General features: G+C 54.8%; 19 protein-coding genes, 2 tRNA genes and 3 other RNA genes. 10 read left to right on the forward strand and 14 right to left on the reverse strand.

All coding sequences use genetic code 11. The features are described 5' to 3' along the window. Positions 1-152: 152 nt before the first annotated feature. Positions 153-566, forward strand: coding sequence for a peptide-methionine (R)-S-oxide reductase MsrB (gene msrB, locus ACMGG1_RS10115; protein ID WP_020827211.1), 414 nt, complete (start codon positions 153-155; stop codon positions 564-566). A 65-nt stretch (positions 567-631) separates the two neighbouring features. Then, positions 632-904 (forward strand): YeaC family protein, encoded by a 273-nt coding sequence (locus tag ACMGG1_RS10120; protein ID WP_020827210.1) that lies wholly within the window; start codon positions 632-634, stop codon positions 902-904. Between the two features lie 38 nt (positions 905-942). Here the strand turns inward: ACMGG1_RS10120 and ACMGG1_RS10125 are convergent, their stop codons facing one another. The 4 genes from ACMGG1_RS10125 to sppA all read right to left on the reverse strand — a co-directional run bounded on the left by ACMGG1_RS10125 (position 943) and on the right by sppA (position 6,078). Then, a complete protein-coding gene (locus ACMGG1_RS10125) occupies positions 943-2,223 on the reverse strand; it encodes a glycoside hydrolase family 18 protein (protein ID WP_201896319.1) in 1,281 nt (426 codons plus the stop codon). Positions 2,224-2,454: 231 nt separating this feature from the next. Next, complete coding sequence (gene pncA / locus ACMGG1_RS10130) at positions 2,455-3,087, reverse strand: bifunctional nicotinamidase/pyrazinamidase (protein ID WP_413510114.1); 633 nt, start codon at positions 3,085-3,087, stop codon at positions 2,455-2,457. 24 nt (positions 3,088-3,111) lie between these two features. Continuing rightward, positions 3,112-4,128, reverse strand: coding sequence for an asparaginase (gene ansA / locus ACMGG1_RS10135; protein WP_041415430.1), 1,017 nt, complete (start codon positions 4,126-4,128; stop codon positions 3,112-3,114). Positions 4,129-4,221: 93 nt separating this feature from the next. Next, positions 4,222-6,078, reverse strand: coding sequence for a signal peptide peptidase SppA (gene sppA / locus ACMGG1_RS10140; protein ID WP_020827206.1), 1,857 nt, complete (start codon positions 6,076-6,078; stop codon positions 4,222-4,224). A 160-nt stretch (positions 6,079-6,238) separates the two neighbouring features. On the opposite strand from sppA, the gene ACMGG1_RS10145 reads away from it, so the two are divergent. The 5 genes from ACMGG1_RS10145 (at position 6,239) to ACMGG1_RS10165 (ending at position 11,327) form a co-directional block, all read left to right on the forward strand. Next, positions 6,239-6,790 (forward strand): NAD(P)H nitroreductase, encoded by a 552-nt coding sequence (locus ACMGG1_RS10145; RefSeq protein ID WP_020827205.1) that lies wholly within the window; start codon positions 6,239-6,241, stop codon positions 6,788-6,790. Positions 6,791-6,950: 160 nt separating this feature from the next. Beyond that, entirely contained in the window at positions 6,951-7,994 is a 1,044-nt protein-coding gene (gene selD / locus ACMGG1_RS10150; protein WP_414161344.1) for a selenide, water dikinase SelD, read from the forward strand. Then, the gene (gene mnmH / locus ACMGG1_RS10155) at positions 7,994-9,112 is read left to right on the forward strand and encodes a tRNA 2-selenouridine(34) synthase MnmH (RefSeq protein WP_176983480.1); all 1,119 of its coding nucleotides are present in this window, start codon (positions 7,994-7,996) and stop codon (positions 9,110-9,112) included. Before selD ends, mnmH begins: the two co-directional genes overlap by 1 nt. After that, positions 9,112-11,037: a DNA topoisomerase III gene (locus ACMGG1_RS10160; RefSeq protein WP_414161345.1), complete on the forward strand. Its 1,926-nt coding sequence runs from the start codon at positions 9,112-9,114 to the stop codon at positions 11,035-11,037. The genes mnmH and ACMGG1_RS10160 overlap by 1 nt, the downstream gene beginning before the upstream one ends. Next, positions 11,034-11,327: a DUF1496 domain-containing protein gene (locus ACMGG1_RS10165; protein WP_129940711.1), complete on the forward strand. Its 294-nt coding sequence runs from the start codon at positions 11,034-11,036 to the stop codon at positions 11,325-11,327. Before ACMGG1_RS10160 ends, ACMGG1_RS10165 begins: the two co-directional genes overlap by 4 nt. 18 nt (positions 11,328-11,345) lie before the next feature. On the opposite strand, the gene ACMGG1_RS10170 is transcribed toward ACMGG1_RS10165, so the two are convergent. The 10 genes from ACMGG1_RS10170 to ACMGG1_RS10215 form a co-directional block, all read right to left on the reverse strand. Beyond that, entirely contained in the window at positions 11,346-11,747 is a 402-nt protein-coding gene (locus tag ACMGG1_RS10170) for a pyrimidine (deoxy)nucleoside triphosphate diphosphatase (RefSeq protein WP_130015427.1), read from the reverse strand. Between the two features lie 49 nt (positions 11,748-11,796). Beyond that, positions 11,797-12,603, reverse strand: a complete 807-nt coding sequence (gene xthA, locus ACMGG1_RS10175; RefSeq protein ID WP_020827199.1) for an exodeoxyribonuclease III — start codon at positions 12,601-12,603, stop codon at positions 11,797-11,799. A 102-nt stretch (positions 12,604-12,705) separates the two neighbouring features. After that, positions 12,706-13,278, reverse strand: coding sequence for a TIGR00730 family Rossman fold protein (locus tag ACMGG1_RS10180; RefSeq protein WP_020827198.1), 573 nt, complete (start codon positions 13,276-13,278; stop codon positions 12,706-12,708). 151 nt (positions 13,279-13,429) lie between these two features. Next, positions 13,430-13,556: non-coding RNA, RtT sRNA (locus tag ACMGG1_RS10185), on the reverse strand. Between the two features lie 44 nt (positions 13,557-13,600). Then, positions 13,601-13,727, reverse strand: a non-coding RNA gene (locus tag ACMGG1_RS10190) — RtT sRNA. A 44-nt stretch (positions 13,728-13,771) separates the two neighbouring features. Then, a non-coding RNA gene (locus tag ACMGG1_RS10195) (RtT sRNA) lies at positions 13,772-13,898 on the reverse strand. Between the two features lie 44 nt (positions 13,899-13,942). Continuing rightward, positions 13,943-14,027 (reverse strand) — tRNA-Tyr (locus tag ACMGG1_RS10200). Positions 14,028-14,123: 96 nt separating this feature from the next. Beyond that, a tRNA-Tyr gene (locus tag ACMGG1_RS10205) sits at positions 14,124-14,208 on the reverse strand. A gap of 158 nt (positions 14,209-14,366) precedes the next feature. Further along, positions 14,367-15,215: a formyltetrahydrofolate deformylase gene (gene purU / locus ACMGG1_RS10210; protein WP_020827197.1), complete on the reverse strand. Its 849-nt coding sequence runs from the start codon at positions 15,213-15,215 to the stop codon at positions 14,367-14,369. A gap of 110 nt (positions 15,216-15,325) precedes the next feature. Then, positions 15,326-15,790: a YchJ family protein gene (locus tag ACMGG1_RS10215; protein ID WP_046373374.1), complete on the reverse strand. Its 465-nt coding sequence runs from the start codon at positions 15,788-15,790 to the stop codon at positions 15,326-15,328. 143 nt (positions 15,791-15,933) lie between these two features. Between ACMGG1_RS10215 and rssA the strand changes: the two genes are divergently transcribed. The 3 genes from rssA (at position 15,934) to galU (ending at position 19,073) form a co-directional block, all read left to right on the forward strand. Then, entirely contained in the window at positions 15,934-16,839 is a 906-nt protein-coding gene (gene rssA, locus ACMGG1_RS10220) for a patatin-like phospholipase RssA (RefSeq protein ID WP_122079521.1), read from the forward strand. Between the two features lie 105 nt (positions 16,840-16,944). Further along, positions 16,945-17,958 (forward strand): two-component system response regulator RssB, encoded by a 1,014-nt coding sequence (gene rssB, locus ACMGG1_RS10225; protein WP_041415428.1) that lies wholly within the window; start codon positions 16,945-16,947, stop codon positions 17,956-17,958. Positions 17,959-18,155: 197 nt separating this feature from the next. After that, positions 18,156-19,073: a UTP--glucose-1-phosphate uridylyltransferase GalU gene (gene galU / locus ACMGG1_RS10230; protein WP_130016750.1), complete on the forward strand. Its 918-nt coding sequence runs from the start codon at positions 18,156-18,158 to the stop codon at positions 19,071-19,073. The last annotated feature ends 9 nt before the right edge of the window (positions 19,074-19,082 follow it).

Raw genomic sequence — 19,082 nt, forward strand, 5'->3', positions numbered from 1 at the left:
CCATATAAGATATGTGATCGGTATCACATATTGCCGCGACGTGACCTTTATGGGCTACAGTTTAGGCCAAAAAGCGCTGCAGTGTTGTTAATTTTTTGTTATTATTACTCATTGTTTTCGTTGACATTATCCACATTCAGAGAAACGCACAAATGGCTAAAGAGACAACCCCTGACCATCCGGCCACGGAACTGAATGAAATCCAACGTTATGTGACTCAGGAACGTGGTACCGAGGCGCCGTATTCCGGCAAATTGCTGCACAACAAACGCGAGGGCGTGTACCATTGCCTGTGCTGCAACCACCCGCTGTTCTACTCAGACAGCAAGTACGACTCCGGCTGCGGTTGGCCGAGCTTCTATCAGCCGGTATCTGACGATGCGATTCGTTATCTTGATGATAACTCACATAATATGCATCGCGTTGAGATCCGCTGTGGTCACTGTGACGCGCATTTGGGCCACGTCTTCCCCGACGGCCCGCAGCCGACCGGCGAGCGTTTTTGCGTTAACTCGGCGTCGCTCAGTTTTACCGACGGTGAGAACGGTGAGAAAACGGCTGGCTAGAGCTAGTGCGTTGTTAGAAAAATCGATTCAGCTAATTATTCTTGCATGAGTAAGGAAAGGCCCTGATGGATGTGAAAGACCTGATTGCCGCCATGACGCCGGAAATCTATCAACGGCTGGTATTGGCCGTTGAGCTGGGCAAGTGGCCGGATGGCGTAGCCCTGACTCCGGAACAGAAAGAAAACAGCCTGCAGGCGGTCATGCTGTGGCAGTCGTTGCACAATGCCGATCCGCAACACATGAGTATCGGCACCGACGGCCAGATTGTGATGAAGAGCAAGCAAGAGCTGAAACAGCAGTTTATCGCTGAACCCTTGGCTAAGCTGAAACCGCAGTAAATCGAATAACGGGGCGATAGTGACATCGCCCCGTGGGTTTATCCTTTCCCGCCGTTGATCCCCAGCGATTCCGCCAGTTGATGCGCGAGCCGGTTATTGTCGTCTGCGCCATATTCCCAGAACATCGCGCCCCCCAATCCCTTGCTTTTGATGTAGTCAGCCTTCAGCTCAACCGAGCGCGGGTTCTCGTACGAAATGGCGAATAAAGGTTTGCCCTCGGCGGATTTCATCGTCAGATAGGGAACCTGGGCATCGCTGTCCCAATGGGCGCTGAAGCGCCGCTGTGGATCGTTTAACAGCTTGCTGACGATATCGTTATATTTGAAGTAGCTGTCTTTGGTCAGGTCCAACCCCAGTGATTTGAAGACGGCGGTTTCGCGCGCGGTGAAATAGGGTTGGGTGACAGGGTTTTTCTCTGCGTCGGCTTTATCCCAGTCGATGCCGGGCTCAGTGGCGCGTTTGGGTACCCGACCATAAAAACCGATGCCCAGATTTAACTGCGCCGGTTTAAGTCCAGCGGCCAAATAGTTATCCACGACAAAATTGGCGCTGTAGCGATCGGCCGCCGCGACGGTCGGCCACTGTTTGGAATCATACAGATTGGAGTTGAAATACTGAGTGCCGTACGCCATGTCGTAGGTCATCAGGTTGATGTAATCGAGGTAGGGCGCAATACCTTTGACGTCCACCCATTCCTGCGGACTTTTGACGTTGGCACCCACGGCGATGGTCAGCAATTTATTTTTATTCAGGGCGCTATGCAGTTCTTTCAGCAGCACTGTGAAGTTGGCCCGGTCCGCCGGTTGGCTTTCGACCAGCCCCCAGGCGCCGTTAACCGGGTACTCCCAGTCGAGATCGATGCCGTCCAGTTGGTACTGCTTGATGACGTCCAGCACCGAACGGATAAATACGCTCCGGCTCTCTGGCGTTGCCGCCGCACCAGAAAAACCGCGAGCCCCCCAACCGCCGACGGACAGCAGCACTTTCAACTCCGGATTCTGTTTACGCAATACCGGCAGCAGCTTCAGATCGGCCATCACTTTAGGTGACAGATAAATCTGGTGCAGGCGAGCCGGGTCTTTTAGCGCCGGATTGGATTCGTCTTTCTCATCGTTGTAGATCAGGCCGAAGGAGTAATTGAGGTGGGTGATTTGCGTGACGTCCAGCTTGTTGATGTCACCGCCTGGACCGGCGGTAACGTCACCCCCGCCGTTGAAATAACCGACGGAGAGGTAAGAGGCGGCATGCGCCATGCCGGCACCAGCCATACCAAACTGCACCGCCACCAGCAAAGGCAGCAGTTTACGGGTGAAAACCATATTATCTCCTTTGGTCGGCAAGGCCGACCCGAAACCGCCTCAGGCGGTAACATAAAGCCGGGCTCAATGGGCCCCGGATGCGTATAACTGATTGATGCCAAGGCATCAGCGGTCATAACAGCAAATGTGCTGCACGCGAACAAGATGTCATCACAGGAGAATGGTCGGAATGTGAGCGATGTCGAGATTTGTCGGTGGGGGAATGGGCGGGTGCCATCAGCACCCGACGCATTATCGGTCGATGAATTGTGACAGGGTAACGAGTTTTGCACCAGCCTGCTGCATGGCCTGAAGGGCTTCCTGACTGTCACCAGGTTGCAAATTAACGCCGCGACAACCGTCGGTAATTATCGAGGTCTGGTATCCCAGCGCGAGAGCATCCAGGACGCTGAATTTGACGCAGTAGTCGGTTGCCAGCCCCATCACGGCCAAATGGCTCACGTCATGAGCTTTCAACCAGCGGTCCAACTCGGTGCGTGAGCGATGCCCGTTGTCGAAGAAGGCGCTGTAGCTGTCGATATCCGTATTTTGACCTTTACGGAATACGGCGACGATATCCCGTTGGTTTAATTGCGGATGAAGCTCGGCACCTGGGCTTTCCTGTACGCAGTGCACCGGCCACCACACCTGCGGCAACCCCTCCAGTTCGCCCAGCGTACCCACCTGCGCGTTGGCGTTGACCGCAAAGCTACGGTGATTGGCAGGATGCCAGTCCTGGCTGGCGACCACAGGCTCGCCCCGCGCGTTGCAGGCCTCTATTGCCCGATTGGCTACGGCGATCACGGCATCGCCGTCTGTCACCGCCAGTGCGCCGCCGGGGCAAAAATCGTTTTGCAAATCGATTAGCAGCAGGGCTGTTTTCATCGCGACTCCGTCTTGGGGTTAGGGTTAACCACTGATGCTTAGTTCACCGCGCAAGTCTTGCTGCATCTGGCTGCGGATTTGCTCCGGCGTCAGCGGTTGGCTCAGCAAATAATGCAGCTTGGTCAAGGCGGCTTCCACCGTCATGTCGAAACCGCTGATGACCCCGGCATGGGCCAGCGCGTTACCGGTGGCGTAGCCTTCCATATTCACCCGACCGGAGATGCACTGGGTCAGGTTCACGACCACAATGCCGCGTTCGGAAGCGTCGCGCAATTCATCAACCAGCTCCGCTTTTTGCGGTGCGTTGCCCACGCCGTAAGAGCGCAGGATCAAGGCTTTCACCGGTTGCAGCAAAAAGTTGCGGACTACCGCGCCGGAGATCCCTGGGTAAATCGTCACCACACCGATCGGCTGCGGGGTAATGTCATGCACTTTCAGCTCACCGTTGCAGACCGGGCTGTCGATACCGTTCTGGCGACGGATATGGATCCCTGCTTCCAGCAGTGGCGGCAGGTTAGGCGAGGCAAAGGCGTCGAATCCGTCAGCGTGCGCCTTGGTGGTGCGGTTGCCGCGGAACAGTTTGTTGTTGAAGAACAGACTGACTTCATTCACCGGATGGTTGGCGGCCAGGTACAGCGCGTTCAGCAGGTTGGTTTGACCGTCGGAACGCAGTTCAGCCAGAGGAATTTGCGAACCGGTGACGATCACCGGCTTGGCCAGGTTTTCCAGCATGAACGACAGGGCCGAAGCAGTGAAGGCCATGGTGTCGGTACCGTGCAGGATCACGAAGCCATCATAGAGGTGGTAATTCTTTTTGATGTCGTCGGCGATATGCTGCCAGTCTTCCGGCGTCATATCGGAGGAATCGATCAGCGGCGCATATTCATGAATGGTGAAGTCCGGCATCTCCGGCCGGTGAAACTCAGGCATCAAGGCTAGTTGGCGCTGCAGGTGACCGGACACCGGGATGTAGCCGTGATCGGAGCGTTGCATGCCGATGGTACCGCCGGTATAAGCGACGTAAATCGATTTCTTTTGCATGGTCATTGTTTTAACAGAAATATGATGGGCTGAATTATAGGGGGATAAGCGCAGAAAAAAAGCCCGGCGGGTGCCGGGCTGAGGATTAATTTGTTAGCGGACTTCTCCGCAGGTCAAACAGATGGCATAGCGGTTTTGCGGATCGTTCAGGTTGTTGAACAAACCCGGCTGTTCTTTCACCGCCATGGCTACCGACGCCAGCGGCGCAGGCAGCATTGACTGAATGGCTGCCGGCAGCATGGCGTGAATAGACACGCCAAACTGGCTGAGTACCATGTCGGTCAGGCTTGGCGTATCGACAAACCAGTTAAGCTGCCATTGTTTCAACTGCGCCAGTTCGGCCGCTTTTTTCACCGCGTCGTCAAAATCGCCCAACTGATCGACCAGACCGTTGGTTTTGGCATCGCTGCCCAACCACACGTGCCCCTGAGCAATTTGGTCAACCTGCTGCGGCGTCATTTTGCGGGCCTTGGCGACCAGATCGATAAAGTTTTGATAACCTTTCTCGATGTTCAACTGCATCATCTGCGAGAACTCTGGTGGCAGCGCCTTGGTCACCGCCAGATCCGCCAGCGGCGAGGTGGCCACACCGTCGGTATGCACGCCAATGCTGTCCAGCGTCTGCTCATAGGTGTTGATCACCCCGAAGATGCCGATAGAGCCGGTGAGGGTGCTCGGGCTGGCGATGATGTAGTCCGCCGGGGTAGAGACCCAATAACCGCCCGATGCCGCCATACCGCCCATGGAAACCACCACTGGTTTTCCGGCGGCGCGTACTGCGGCCAGTTCGGAGCGGATCACTTCAGAAGCGCTGACGCTGCCCCCTGGGCTGTTAACCCGGAAGATAACCGCTTTGATCGCCGGATCCAGTCGTGCCTGACGCAGTTCCGCGGCGGTGGTGTCACCCCCAACGGTGCCTGGCGTCTGCGGGCCGTCCATGATCGCGCCGTTGGCGAAGATCACGGCAATTTTGCCTCCCTGATCTGGCGCCGCTTTTGGCTGATAGTCATAGATGCTGGTGGCGTTGAAATCGTTCGCCTGCTTGTCCCAACCGAAAGTCTTGATCAGTTGGTTCTCAATGACGGTGCGGGAAGCCAGCTCATCCACCAGTTTATTGTCCAGCGCGTACTTGGCGGTATCGCCACCGGCGGCCTGCAAGCCGGTCAACACGCCCGCCGCACCGGGGAACAGTTGCTGCGCGGTGATCTGACGGTTGGCGGCTACCGTATCCAGGTAGTTCTGCCACAGCCCGCCAATCCAGCGGCTGTCGGCCTCACGGGCGGCCGGTGACATATCGTCACGGATCAGCGGTTCTACCGCAGATTTATAGGTGCCCACGCGGAAGATATTGGTGGTGACCTTGAGTTTCTCCAACAGGGATTTGTAGTAAAGATTGTTGGTGGCGAAACCGTGCAGATCGACGGCGCCCTGTGGCGACAGATAAACCTTGTTGGCGTAGCTGGCCAGATAGTATTGCGTCTGGTTATAGCTGTCGCCAATGGCGAAAATCGGTTTCCCGCTGTCGCGGAATTCCCGCAGCGCCTTGCCGATGTATTGCAGCGAAGGTTGATCGGCACCGGCAAAATCATTTAACTGCAATACCATACCGGTAATGTTTTTGTCGTCCTTGGCTTTGCGGATGCTGTCAACCACGTCAAACAGGGAGTTTTCCTGCAGACGGTTACTGGACGCACCCAGCAGTTCACGGCCCCATTGGCGCACTTTGTTGTTCATCGAAGGTTGGTCAACGACCACGCCGCTCAAGTCCACCAGTAACGCACCGCGAGTAGGCACGGCAGGGGTGGTTGCGCTCTGGAATGAAAGATAGATGCCAACCCCAACCAGGATCAGCAACACCAGGAACAGATTAAGGATCAGTTCCCTGATAAAGTTCAGCAGACGCCATGTCCACCTGAAAACGCCGGCAATGATTTGCCACAATGTGCGCATGTGCTCTCCAGCAAGAGTCGAGAATGTTCCGCTATCCTAATGAGCGGCCGAGGAAATGTCAGCTTTAAATCGTGTGTCACAGAGGGTATTACCGACGCTGTCACTCGCCGTTTAGCTATGTTAACGTGATCGTAATGAAAATTGTTATCAGGAGTTTACGATGGATGCACTGGATCTTTTACTGAACCGCCGTTCGGCCTCACGCCTCGCCGAGCCTGCGCCCACCAATGAGGCTCGTCAAAATATCATCAACGCGGGCCTGCGGGCACCCGACCACGGCGCATTGCAGCCATGGCGTTTCGTGATGATTGAAAACCAGGGCCTGGAGCGCTTCAGCCAATTGTTACAAGCTGCTGCAAAGCAGGACGAAATGGACGAAGCGGCTATTGAGAAGGCGACAAAAGCGCCGTTCCGTGCACCGCTGATCATCACCGTAGTGGCGCATTGCACCGAAGAAACCAAGGTGCCGCGCTGGGAGCAGGTAGTTTCTGCCGGTTGTGCGGTACAGGCGATGCAGATGGCCGCGCTGGCGCAAGGTTTCAACGGCATCTGGCGTACCGGGGCCTGGACCGAACATCCTCTGGTTCGCGAAGCCTTTGGCTGCCGTGAGCAGGACGAAATTGTTGGCTTCCTGTATTTGGGGACTCCTCAGTTGAAAGCCGCAACCAAAGTTGTCGCACCGGACAGCACGCCGTTCGTCAGCTACTTCTAATAAACTCCGGCGCAGGGTTGCCGCAAAAATGCGTTAAATCCCGCCATTCTGTGTTGTTTCTGAGCAGGCTGTTCGGTTATCGACAGCCCGCTCTTACCATTCCCCTCGGCAAGCGCTACCCTATGATATCTTGAATGCCGTTAACCGAAGGGAGTGGTATATGACATCGCCAGCGATCCGTTTAACCCAGTACAGCCATGGCGCAGGCTGCGGTTGTAAAATCTCACCGAAAGTTCTCGAAACTATTCTGCACAGCGAGCGGGAGAAGTTTGTCGATCCGCGTTTGCTGGTGGGCAATGAAACCCGTGACGATGCTGCGGTGTATGACATCGGCAACGGCGTTGGCATTATCAGCACTACCGATTTCTTTATGCCTATCGTTGATAACCCGTTCGACTTCGGCCGCATCGCGGCAACCAATGCCATCAGCGACGTTTATGCCATGGGCGGTAAACCGTTCATGGCGATTGCCATTCTGGGTTGGCCGATAGCCAAGCTGCCGCCGGAAGTCGCGCAACAGGTGATCGACGGTGGGCGCTATGCCTGCCAACAGGCGGGGATCGCGTTGGCAGGCGGCCATTCTATCGATGCGCCTGAACCGATTTTTGGCCTGGCGGTTACCGGCATCGTCAGCACCGAGCAGGTGAAGAAAAACAGCGCGGCCCAGGCCGGAGCGCGGTTATTCCTGACCAAACCTCTGGGCATTGGCGTGCTGACCACCGCCGAGAAGAAAAGTAAGCTGCGGCCTGAACATGAAGGTCTGGCGACCGAGGTCATGTGCCAACTGAACAAACCGGGCGCGGATTTTGCCGATGTCGAAGGCGTAACGGCGATGACTGACGTGACCGGTTTCGGTCTGCTGGGCCACCTGAGTGAGGTTTGCCAGGGGTCAGGATTACAGGCGACGGTCTGGTTTGAGCAAGTGCCAAAACTGCCGGACATCGAGCGCTATATTGACGAAGGCTGCGTGCCGGGCGGCACCGGGCGCAACTTTGAAAGTTACGGCCATCTGGTGGGTGAAATGACCAGCCTGCAGCGGCAATTGTTATGCGATCCGCAAACCTCCGGTGGCTTGCTGCTGGCTGTGTTGCCGGAAGCGGAACAGCAGGTTCAGGCGATTGCCGAACGTCACGGCATTCAGCTACAGGCCATCGGTGAACTGCATACGGCCGTTGCGGGCAAGCCGCTGATCGAGGTTGTGTAGTGTCTACTACGCTGAAGCGGGTAGATACCCAGGATTATCGACGTATTTTTTTGCAGGACATCCCGCTGATTGACGTGCGCGCGCCGGTTGAGTTTCAGCAGGGCGCTTTTGCCAATGCGGTAAACCTGCCGTTGATGAACGACGATGAACGGCAGGCTGTTGGCACCTGTTACAAACAGCAGGGTCAGCAGGCGGCGATTGCCCTGGGCCACAGCCTGGTTAACGGCCGATTGCGCGAGCAGCGCACGGCGGCGTGGCTGGCGCAATGCGCGCAATGGCCAGAAGGTTACCTCTACTGTTTTCGCGGCGGTTTGCGTTCGCAACTGGTACAGCAATGGCTACGTGAGGCTGGAGTGACCTATCCGCGCATTATTGGCGGCTACAAGGCGCTGCGTCAGTTCTTGCTGACCACGTTGGAACAAAGTGCCGAACTGCCGATGGTGCTGATCGGCGGCAATACCGGCAGCGGCAAAACGGTGTTGGTCAATGAGCTGGCCGAAGGTATCGATCTGGAGGGCGCGGCCCGGCATCGCGGTTCATCTTTTGGCCGAACGCTGGTGGCACAAAGCGGCCAGATTGATTTTGAGAATCGTCTGGCTGTGTTATTGCTGAAAAAACAGCATGGTGGCTGCCGCCGCTGGGTGTTGGAGGATGAAGGGCGCATTATCGGCAGCAACAATCTGCCGTTACCCATCTTCAACCGCATGCAGCAAGCGCCGGTGGCCGTTATCGACGATCCGTTCGAGGTGCGTCTGGCACGGCTGCAGCATGAATATATCGATCGCATGCGCCTGGAGTTTGAACAGGCTCTGGGGGCGGAGCCGGGTTGGCAAAAATACGATGAGTATCTGCACCATGGGCTGTTCGCCATTCGCCGTCGTTTGGGTCTGGAGCGTTTTCAGCAGCTGACGAAGAGCCTGGAATCAGCGTTACAGCGCCACTATGTCAGCGGTAATAGTGACGCGCATCAGGAGTGGCTGGTGCCGTTGTTGCAGCACTACTATGATCCGATGTATCACTATCAATTGGAAAAGAAATCCCAGCGGATCGTATTCCGCGGGAATTATGCTGAAGTAAGAGAATTCCTGATGACGTACAGCCAGAATAACGGTGAATAATGCGACTGTTTATTGCCGAGAAACCGAGTTTGGCGCGCGCCATTGCCGACGTACTTCCCAAGCCGCATCGCCGCGGCGACGGATTTATCGCCTGCGGTAACAATGATGTGGTGACCTGGTGTGTGGGCCACTTATTAGAGCAGGCGCAGCCTGATGCCTACGACAGCCGCTATGCGCGCTGGTCGCTGGCGGACTTGCCAATCATCCCAGAGAAGTGGCAGTTGCAGCCGCGCCCGTCGGTGAGCAAGCAGCTTAATGCGATCAAAAAACTGCTGCATGAAGCCGATGAGGTGGTGCACGCAGGTGACCCGGATCGCGAAGGCCAACTGCTGGTGGACGAAGTGCTCGACTATCTGGCGCTGACGCCGGAAAAACGGCACAGCGTACGCCGTTGCCTGATCAACGATCTCAACCCGCAGGCGGTGGAACGTGCCATAGAGCGGCTGCGTGATAACCGCGATTTTATCCCTTTGTGTGTATCTGCCCTGGCGCGTTCCCGCGCTGATTGGTTGTATGGCATCAACATGACCCGTGCCTACACCATTTTGGGGCGCAATGCCGGTTATGACGGCGTGTTGTCCGTTGGACGGGTGCAAACGCCAGTATTGGGGCTGGTGGTACGGCGGGACGAAGATATCGAAAACTTCGTGTCGAAAGACTTTTTCGAAGTGAAAGCGCACATCGTGACGCCGAAAGAGGAGCGATTCGTCGCCCTGTGGCAACCCAGCGACTCCTGCGAACCCTATCAGGATGAGGAAGGGCGTCTGCTGCATCGACCTTTGGCGGAGCACGTGCTTAAGCGCATCGAGGGCCAACCGGCGCTAGTCACCTCCTATAATGATAAACGGGAATCAGATACCGCTCCGCTGCCGTTTTCATTGTCGACCTTGCAAATCGAAGCTTCCAAACGTTTTAACTTGAGTGCCCAGCAGGTGCTGGATGTCTGTCAGCGCCTGTACGAAACCCATAAGTTAATCACTTACCCGCGTTCTGATTGCCGCTACCTTCCGGAAGAGCATTTCGCCGGGCGTCATTCGGTGTTGAACGCCATCAGTGTTCATCAACCGGATCTTTATCCGCAGCCGGTGATCGACAGCGATCGTCGTAACCGTTGCTGGGATGACAAGAAGGTGGATGCCCACCACGCTATTATTCCGACAGCCCGTGCCAGCAAAGTCAGCCTGAGTCAGGACGAACTGAACGTTTATGGGCTGGTTGCCCGACAGTACCTGATGCAGTTTTGCCCGGATGCGATGTTCCGCAAATGCGTCATTGAGCTGGATATCGCCGGAGGCAAGTTTATCGCCAAGGCCCGCTTCCTGGCTGAAGCAGGGTGGCGCACGCTCTTGGGCAGCAAAGAGCGCGATGAAGAAAACGAAGGCGCACCGTTACCGGTTGTGGCGAAGGATGACGAACTGCTGTGCGAACGCAGTGAAGTGGTTGAGCGTCAGACGCAGCCGCCGCGTCCGTTCACCGATGCCAGTCTGCTTTCCGCCATGACCGGTATTGCACGTTTTGTTCAGGATAAAGCGCTAAAGAAAATCCTGCGAGCGACCGATGGTTTAGGGACCGAGGCCACGCGCGCAGGCATTATTGAGTTGCTGTTCAAGCGGGCGTTTTTGTATAAGAAAGGGCGTTATATTCATTCCAGCGAAACCGGTCGGGCGTTGATCCATTCGCTGCCGGATATTGCAGCCCGTCCGGATATGACGGCGAACTGGGAGGCTACGCTGACGCAAATCAGTGAGAAATCCTGTCGCTATCAGGACTTTATGCAACCTCTTGTGGGGACTTTGCAGGAGCTGATTTATCAGGCCAAGCAGAGCCGGGCGAGTATGGCGTTTCGCGGGTTGCCGCCGCCACCTTCCTCCGGGGCAAAAAAACGCAAGAAAAGCGCCGGCAAGGCGCGGGAGAAGAGTGAATGAATTACGCCTTACTGATGCTGACCACTGGCGTACTGCTATTTTCGTCGGCAGTCATGGCCAACCGTGGCGATGTGGACGTGGTGGTGCCGGTGTCACCGGAAATTTGGGGTGCGGCGAAAAGCGCGGCGGCTCAACCTGTCGTGCAACCTTGCAGCCGCTGCTGTATTTATCAGGACCAAAACTATTCTGAAGGGGCGGTACTGAAGGTGGAAGGGGAAGTGCTGCAGTGCGTGCGCGATCCCAACGTGGTGGGAACCAATCCGCTGATCTGGATCCGTCTGAAGAAGTGACGCGGTAACGTCAGCGACTCAGGCTTCTGAAGTTAAACTGGCAATATACGCCGTCAGCAGCGGTACGTCGGCCGGAGCCAGCGGATAGTCAAACGCCTGCTCCGGCGTGATCCAAACAAAGTCGGCATGGCAGCGGTTCTGTAATTCGCCACTGAATGCCTCGACACGCCATGCATGTAACCTAATCACCCGCTCAGTTTGCTGCCACGTATTACTGGCGACGTAATTGCCGACGCTGGCCACAATCCCCAACTCTTCGTCCAGTTCACGCGCCAGGGCTTGAGGCTGACTTTCGCCCACTTCAACTTTTCCGCCGGGGAACTCCCACAGGCCGGCTTGATCGCTGTCGGCATCGCGTTGCGCCAGTAAAATTTTGCCATTCTTTTCGATAATGGCGGCGACGACATCGATAATTTTCATCTTTACCACAGAGAGAAACCCCGGCCGGGGCCGGGGTTGGTTGGGTTAATTACAGCGAGAACTCCGCCCAAACCGGCGCGTGATCCGAAGGTTTTTCCATCCCGCGGATATCATAATCGATGCCGGTGGCGATACAACGCGCGGCCAGTGGCGTGCTGGCTAACAGCAGATCAATGCGCAGGCCGCGGTTTTCATCAAAGCCGCGCGAACGGTAGTCGAACCAAGAGAACTGATCGTTGCGTTCTGGGTTGGCGTGGCGATAGGTATCCACCAGGCCCCAGTTCAGCAGGCGATCCATCCATTCACGCTCTTCCGGCAGGAAAGAGCATTTACCGGTGCGCAACCAGCGCTTGCGGTTCTCTTCGCCGATACCGATATCATAATCGCTTGGGCTGATATTGACGTCGCCCATCACCAGTACCGGTGAGTCTACCGACATCTGCTGCTCCAGGTAGTTTTGCAGATCCTGATAGAAGCGCGTTTTGGCAGGGAATTTGATCGGGTGGTCACGGCTTTCACCCTGTGGGAAGTAGCCGTTGATCACCGTCAAAGTGCCCTGCGGCGTAGCCAGGTCGGCCATGATGATGCGGCGCTGTGCGTCTTCCTCATCGGTAGGGAAACCGCGACGCACGGCCAGCGGCTTTTCTTTGGTCAGCAGTGCTACGCCGTAATGGCCTTTTTGCCCGTGATAGAACACGTGATAGCCGTACTGGCTGACGTCTTCCAATGGAAACATATCATCGTGAACTTTGGTTTCTTGCAGACCGATCACGTCGGGTTGGTGCTGCTCGATAATTGCGGCCAGTTGGTGCGGACGCGCGCGCAGTCCATTGATATTAAAAGAGACAAACTTCATGAGCGGTGCCGTTTATGCGAGAAAAATGTGTTGAGATAGTAGCAGAGTTTGGCCGGAAATGTAACGCGGGCCAGCGGCAATGGCCGCCGCTGGCAAGCCGGATTATTTCGCCCAGCGGTCGTAATTTTTGGGCTGATAGTCGTCGAATTGTTGCAGCAAGGTTTGTGCGGATTCGCTGATGTGCATGGTGCCGAGGTAGTCATGGCGCATAAAGCCCTGATCGGCCACGTGCTGCAGGAAATTGTTTAGCGGACGGTAGAAACCGTTCACGTCGAGCAGGCCCACCGGTTTGCTGTGATAGCCAATCTGGCCCCAGGTCCAGATTTCAAACAGTTCTTCCAGCGTTCCTATGCCGCCGGGCAGGGCGATAAAACCGTCTGCCAGCGCCGCCATACGCGCCTTGCGGGTATGCATGTCAGGGACCACTTCCAGCTCGGTCAGGCCACGATGCGCGGTTTCTGCTTCGACCAATCGCTCAGGAATGATGCCAACGGCTTCGCCACCGGCGGCTAACACGGCATCCGCGACAATGCCCATTAGCCCTTTTTTACCGCCACCGTAGATTAAACGTCGACCCTGGGCCGCGAGAGTTTGGCCCAGTTGCCGTGCATTTTCGGCATATGCAGGGTTAACACCTTCGCTTGCTCCGCAAAAAACGCAGATATTGTTACGCATGCACTTTTTTCCTTACTGCATTAAAGAAGCCAGTGGTATAGCGAATTGTTGGCCGGAGTTCAAGTTGAGGATGTGCTGAAGGGTTAAGGGAATTGATAAATGAGATATTGGATTGCCAAGGATTGATTTGATTCAGGGGAGCATACAAGGATGGTGGTGGGGGAAGGAGTATTCGTCTCTTCGTTCCTCACCCTGCGGGCCGCGCTAAAGCGCGTTGTCTCACTGCGTGAGACTCGAACCTTGTCGAAGCTTCTTATCATTCCCGTAAAGGAGTGATATTGGGATTTACAGGTTTGATTTGATTCAAGGGAGCATATAGGGATGGTTGTGGGGGAAGGATTATTCGTCTCTTCGTTCCTCACCCTGCGGGCCGCGCTAAAGCGCGTTGTCTCACTGCGTGAGACTCGAACCTTGTCGAAGCTTCTTATCATTCCCGTAAAGGAGTGATATTGGGATTTACAGGTTTGATTTTATTATGGGGAGTATACAAGGATGGTGGTGGGGGAAGGATTATTCGTCGCTGGGCGACTCACCCTGCGGGCCGCGCTAAAGCGCGTTGTCTCACTGCGTGAGACTCGAACCTTGTCGAAGCTTCTCATCCTTCCCGTAAAGGAATGATATTGGGATTTACAGGTTTGATTTTATTATGGGGAGTATACAAGGATGGTGGTGGGGGAAGGATTCGAACCTTCGAAGTCTGTGACGGCAGATTTACAGTCTGCTCCCTTTGGCCGCTCGGGAACCCCACCATGGTATTCATGGCTTTACAAATTGTAGTTCCGGTTTTATCCGGAAGAAACCTGGCCGGTTTCCTTACTGCGTCTTCGCTCTTGGCAGAGAGAAGATGGTGGTGGGGGAAGGATTCGAACCTTCGAAGTCTGTGACGGCAGATTTACAGTCTGCTCCCTTTGGCCGCTCGGGAACCCCACCACTGGCCTTGCTTGCGAAACGTCTGTCGCGGTAAGCGGGGCGCATCATATCAAATGAAGCGCGCGTGTAAAGTATTGAAATGCAGAAAATGAATCGTTTGCCGATTTTTTACCCTTGGCGGTGCATCCCTGAACGAAAGGCACCGCTTTATTGAGCAATTACAGAATAACCGTCCGGTTGCCGTATACAAATACGCGCTGCGCCAACACGTGATAAAGCGCACGGCTAAGCGCGTTTTTCTCAACGTCACGTCCGGCGCGCATCATATCTTCGGCAGAGTAGGTGTGATCGACGTGGATCACGTCCTGCATGATGATCGGGCCTTCATCCAGATTATCGTTAACGTAGTGCGCCGTGGCGCCGATGATTTTTACGCCGCGCTCGTAAGCCTGATGATAAGGCCTTGCGCCGATAAAGGCCGGCAGGAAGGAGTGGTGAATATTGATCACCTGGTTCGGGTAGTGCTGTACGAATGCTGGCGTCAATACGCGCATATATTTGGCCAGTACCACGTAGTCCGGTTGGTATTGGTCGATCTGGGCCATCATTTTCTGATCGTGCTGATCGCGAGTCAGGCCTTCATGGCTGACCAGATGGAATGGGATGTCGAAACGTTCTACCAGCGTTTGCAGCGTATCGTGGTTGCCGATAACCGCCGCGATCTCCACGTCCAGGCCACCGTAGGCGCTTTTCATCAGCAGGTCGCCCAGGCAATGTGCTTCTTTGGTCACCAGCACGACAATGCGGCGGCGGCCGGAGTTATGCAGTTCACGAACCGAGCCTGCCGGCAGCGCGCTGTCGAGATCCGCCAGCAACGTGGTGTCGTTGAAAATGCCTTCCAACTCGGTACGCATAAAGAAGCGACCGGTACGGTGATCGACGAACTCGTTGTTCTGAACAATGTTGAGCTCATGCTTATAGCAAATATTGGTGATCTTGGCGATCAGGCCTTTGGCATCCGGGCAAATGGTGCGCAAAACTTTTCTTTGTACATTTTGGTGTGGCATGGGGATGAGGATCCTGTCTGATACGGTATGTCCTGTCTGCGCAGGCGAGAATTTTATCGCTTTCATTTTCAGGCCATCGCCTGAAATCTCTTGAGCACGGTGACTGCCGGCTAACGCCCGCAGCACTTTTTATATTTTTTTCCTGAGCCGCATGGGCAAATGGCATTTCTGCCAGGCTGAGGTTTGGTTCCGTCAATATAATACCAGCGTTGGCCAAGCTGAAGGAAGCGCGAGCGTTCGTGCATCGCCCTTTGCTCACCGGTGCTGCCGTCGATGAAGCGGGCAATGAACTCGACAAAACCTTCACTGGCCTCATGGCCGGGTTTTTCTTCCACCACCGTCAGGCCGAGCCATTCGGTGTCTTTGAAACTGTCGACGATGCCATTGCGCCATTCTGCCGCGTGGCAGTCGGGGTGCCAGGTAGCAATCAGATAATCCACGTTGTGTTTTACGTAAGCGCTAAAGCGCGAACGCATTAACTGTCCGGGGGTCGATGGCGTTTGGCTACCGTTGATGTAGGGCTCGCAGCATGCGCTATACTCCACTCCGCCGCCGCAGGGGCATAATTCGGACAAGGTGACTCCTAAAATGGCCGGAACCTGAGGAACGGGCCGATGCCGAAAGAAATTTAGCGCATATGTTACCTAACATTATTCGATCGTGACAATCTACGCTGACAGCGTCATTGATACAATTCACCGGGCAAAGGGCGGAAACTATGCGAAAAATAAAGATTGGATTGGCATTGGGCGCGGGTTCGGCGAAGGGGTGGGCGCATATCGGCGTGATCAACGCGCTAAAGAAGTTGGGCGTTGAGGTCGATATAGTAGCCGGCTGCTCGGTGGGTGCCCTGGTGGGGGCCGCTTTTGCCAGCCATCGTTTGCCCGCTATGGAAACCTGGGTGCGTTCGTTCAGCTATTGGGACGTGATCCGATTGATGGACTTGTCCTGGCAACGGGGCGGGCTGCTACGCGGTGAACGGGTTTTCAACGCGGTGGGACAATTGCTGAAGATCGATGATATCGCCGAGTGCTCACTCAAATTCGGCGCCGTGGCAACCAATCTCAGTACCGGGCGTGAGCTGTGGTTGACGGAAGGCGATATTCATCAGGCGGTGCGTGCGTCGTGCAGCATGCCGGGCCTGTTGGCACCGGTCTGGTTTGATGGCTATTGGCTGGTGGATGGCGCAGTGGTGAATCCTGTGCCTATTTCATTGACCCGTGCATTGGGCGCCGACATCGTCATCGCCGTCGATTTGCAGCATGATGCTCATTTAATGCAGCAAGATTTGTTTTCGGTACGTAATCATGACGTAGAAGCGCCACAAGATCTCCCCGCCCGCAACTGGCGGGGGCGTTTAAGAGAACGAATCAGCAAAATGACGGCCAGAAAGCCTAATTTCACCCCAACGGCGATGGAAATCATGGGGACGTCGATCCAGGTTCTGGAAAATCGCCTGAAACGTAACCGCATGGCCGGCGACCCGCCAGATGTGTTGATTCAGCCCTATTGTCCGCAGATTTCCACGCTGGATTTCCATCGAGCGGATGAGGCAATCGCAGCTGGGAAATTGGCGGTAGAAAAACAGATCGATATGCTGTTGCCGTTGATAAAAAACAAATAACTACCGGTTTGCGGGAAAATACTCCACCGTTGGAAAAATTTCCGGCAAGCATAAATGGCCTTTTTGAGCCACTATTACACTATGGAAAGGGAAGAGGCACGGCTGATGGCATTACCATTGACTCACAAGCGCATTTTGGTGGTCGAGGACGAACTGGTTTTTCGTTCGGTGCTTGTTGGCTATTTGAAATCGTTGGGAGCAGAAACCAGTGAGGCGCCCAATGGTTTGCTGGCCTTGAGTCTGGTGGATGACGTTCATCCGGATTTAATCCTGTGCGATCTGGCGATGCCGGAAATGGACGGGATAGAGTTTGTCGAACATCTTCGCCTGCAGGGCGTACAAATTCCGGTGTTGGTGATATCGGCAACCGATAAAATGGCCGATATCGCCAAAATGCTGCGGTTAGGCGTACAGGACGTGTTGTTAAAGCCGGTGACCGATCTTAATCGTCTGCGTGAAGCGGTGCTGGGTTGTCTGTATCCCAATATGTTCACGTCCCCGGCGATTGAAGAAGTGGAGCTGTTACAGGACTGGGACGCGCTGAGTAAAAACCCCTCCGAAGCGGTGAAGCTACTCAAACAGTTGCAGCCTCCAGTGCAGCAGACCGTTGCCCATTGCCGGATTAATTATCGGCAATTAACCACCGGTGAAAACCCCGGGCTGGTACTGGATATTGCGGCGCTGTCGGATAAGGATCTGGCTTTCTATTGTCTGGATGTGACGCGTGCAGGGGATAATGGCGTATTGGCGGCGCTACTGTTGCGAGCTTTATTTAATGGGTTACTGCAAGATCATTTAGCGAATCAGCGTCAAAGGCTGCCGCAAATGAGCGCATTGTTAAAGCAAGTTAATCAATTATTACGCCAAGGCAAGTTGGAAGGGCAATTCCCACTGCTGGTGGGTTATTACCACGCCGAATATAAAAACCTGATTCTGGTCTCCGCCGGCCTGCATGCCAATGTGAATACCGGCGACAATCAAATTCAATTGAGCAACGGCGTGCCGCTCGGCACGCTGGGTGCCACCTACATGAATCAAATCAGCCAGCACTGTGCTGCCTGGCAGTGTCAGGTTTGGGGTTCTGGCGGGCGACTGCGGTTGATGCTCAGTGCCGAATAATCCCAACGGCTAAAATAGTATTTGAAATCCAGATATTTGAGATGCTTATTTTTACCTCAGTTAACCCCTTGGGTAATTGTCCTAAATTCTTTCTATTTGTGCTGCGGTTAATGCCAGACAGTCATAAGCTGGTATACTCCGAAGGTTTTTATATGGCGAAAAAGCTCATAAAGTGAGCGCTATTAAGAGAGGAAATAATGCCTGCTGTAAATCGTAAAGTCAGAAAGGCTGTGATCCCGGTTGCAGGCTTGGGAACACGGATGTTACCGGCGACAAAAGCCATTCCAAAAGAAATGCTGCCGCTGGTCGACAAACCCCTGATCCAATACGTGGTTAATGAATGTATTGCCGCGGGGATTAACGAGATTGTGCTGGTTACCCATTCCTCCAAGAATTCGATCGAAAACCATTTCGATACCAGCTTTGAGTTGGAAGCGATGCTGGAAAAGCGCGTTAAGCGCCAGTTGCTGGACGAAGTGCAGTCCATCTGTCCGAAGGGCGTGACCGTGATGCAGGTACGTCAGGGCGTTGCCAAAGGGCTTGGGCACGCCATTATGTGTGCCTATCCGCTGGTGGGTGACGAGCCGGTGGCCGTGATTTTGCCTGACGTAATCCTTGATGAGTACAGCTCCGATCTTAAAAAAGACAACTTGCACGAAATGCTGCAGCGGTTTGAGCAAACCGGCATCAGCCAGATCATGGTTGAACCCGTACCGCATAAAGATGTCGGTAATTACGGCGTAGCCGACTGCAAAGGCTATGCACTGCAGCCGGGTGAAAGTGCTCCGATGGTCAGCGTCGTCGAGAAGCCATCACCGGACGAAGCGCCTTCCAATCTGGCGATTGTAGGACGCTATGTGCTTTCTGCGGATATTTGGCCGCTGCTGTCGAAAACCCCTCCGGGCGCCGGCAATGAAATCCAGCTTACCGACAGCATCGAAATGCTGATGCAGCAAGAAACGGTTGAAGCCTATCACCTGAAAGGGATCAGCCATGACTGCGGCAACAAGCTGGGCTATATGCAGGCGTTTGTCGAATACGGCATGCGTCATCCGACACTCGGCAAAGATTTTTCGCAGTGGTTGAATCAGTTACTCGCCGCTGATAAAGAATAATTTATTTAT

This window comes from Serratia sp. BNK-12 (assembly GCF_047456085.1).
GTDB lineage: Bacteria > Pseudomonadota > Gammaproteobacteria > Enterobacterales > Enterobacteriaceae > Serratia > Serratia liquefaciens.

Excerpts from the sequence above, each read along its gene's own strand:
- msrB (WP_020827211.1), top strand. The coding sequence starts at position 153 with ATGGCTAAAGAGACAACCCCTGACCATCCGGCCACGGAACTGAATGAA.
- ACMGG1_RS10120 (WP_020827210.1), top strand. The coding sequence starts at position 632 with ATGGATGTGAAAGACCTGATTGCCGCCATGACGCCGGAAATCTATCAA.
- ACMGG1_RS10125 (WP_201896319.1), bottom strand. The coding sequence starts at position 2,223 with ATGGTTTTCACCCGTAAACTGCTGCCTTTGCTGGTGGCGGTGCAGTTT.
- pncA (WP_413510114.1), bottom strand. The coding sequence starts at position 3,087 with ATGAAAACAGCCCTGCTGCTAATCGATTTGCAAAACGATTTTTGCCCC.
- ansA (WP_041415430.1), bottom strand. The coding sequence starts at position 4,128 with ATGCAAAAGAAATCGATTTACGTCGCTTATACCGGCGGTACCATCGGC.
- sppA (WP_020827206.1), bottom strand. The coding sequence starts at position 6,078 with ATGCGCACATTGTGGCAAATCATTGCCGGCGTTTTCAGGTGGACATGG.
- ACMGG1_RS10145 (WP_020827205.1), top strand. The coding sequence starts at position 6,239 with ATGGATGCACTGGATCTTTTACTGAACCGCCGTTCGGCCTCACGCCTC.
- selD (WP_414161344.1), top strand. The coding sequence starts at position 6,951 with ATGACATCGCCAGCGATCCGTTTAACCCAGTACAGCCATGGCGCAGGC.
- ACMGG1_RS10160 (WP_414161345.1), top strand. The coding sequence starts at position 9,112 with ATGCGACTGTTTATTGCCGAGAAACCGAGTTTGGCGCGCGCCATTGCC.
- ACMGG1_RS10165 (WP_129940711.1), top strand. The coding sequence starts at position 11,034 with ATGAATTACGCCTTACTGATGCTGACCACTGGCGTACTGCTATTTTCG.
- ACMGG1_RS10170 (WP_130015427.1), bottom strand. The coding sequence starts at position 11,747 with ATGAAAATTATCGATGTCGTCGCCGCCATTATCGAAAAGAATGGCAAA.
- xthA (WP_020827199.1), bottom strand. The coding sequence starts at position 12,603 with ATGAAGTTTGTCTCTTTTAATATCAATGGACTGCGCGCGCGTCCGCAC.
- ACMGG1_RS10180 (WP_020827198.1), bottom strand. The coding sequence starts at position 13,278 with ATGCGTAACAATATCTGCGTTTTTTGCGGAGCAAGCGAAGGTGTTAAC.
- purU (WP_020827197.1), bottom strand. The coding sequence starts at position 15,215 with ATGCCACACCAAAATGTACAAAGAAAAGTTTTGCGCACCATTTGCCCG.
- rssA (WP_122079521.1), top strand. The coding sequence starts at position 15,934 with ATGCGAAAAATAAAGATTGGATTGGCATTGGGCGCGGGTTCGGCGAAG.
- rssB (WP_041415428.1), top strand. The coding sequence starts at position 16,945 with ATGGCATTACCATTGACTCACAAGCGCATTTTGGTGGTCGAGGACGAA.
- galU (WP_130016750.1), top strand. The coding sequence starts at position 18,156 with ATGCCTGCTGTAAATCGTAAAGTCAGAAAGGCTGTGATCCCGGTTGCA.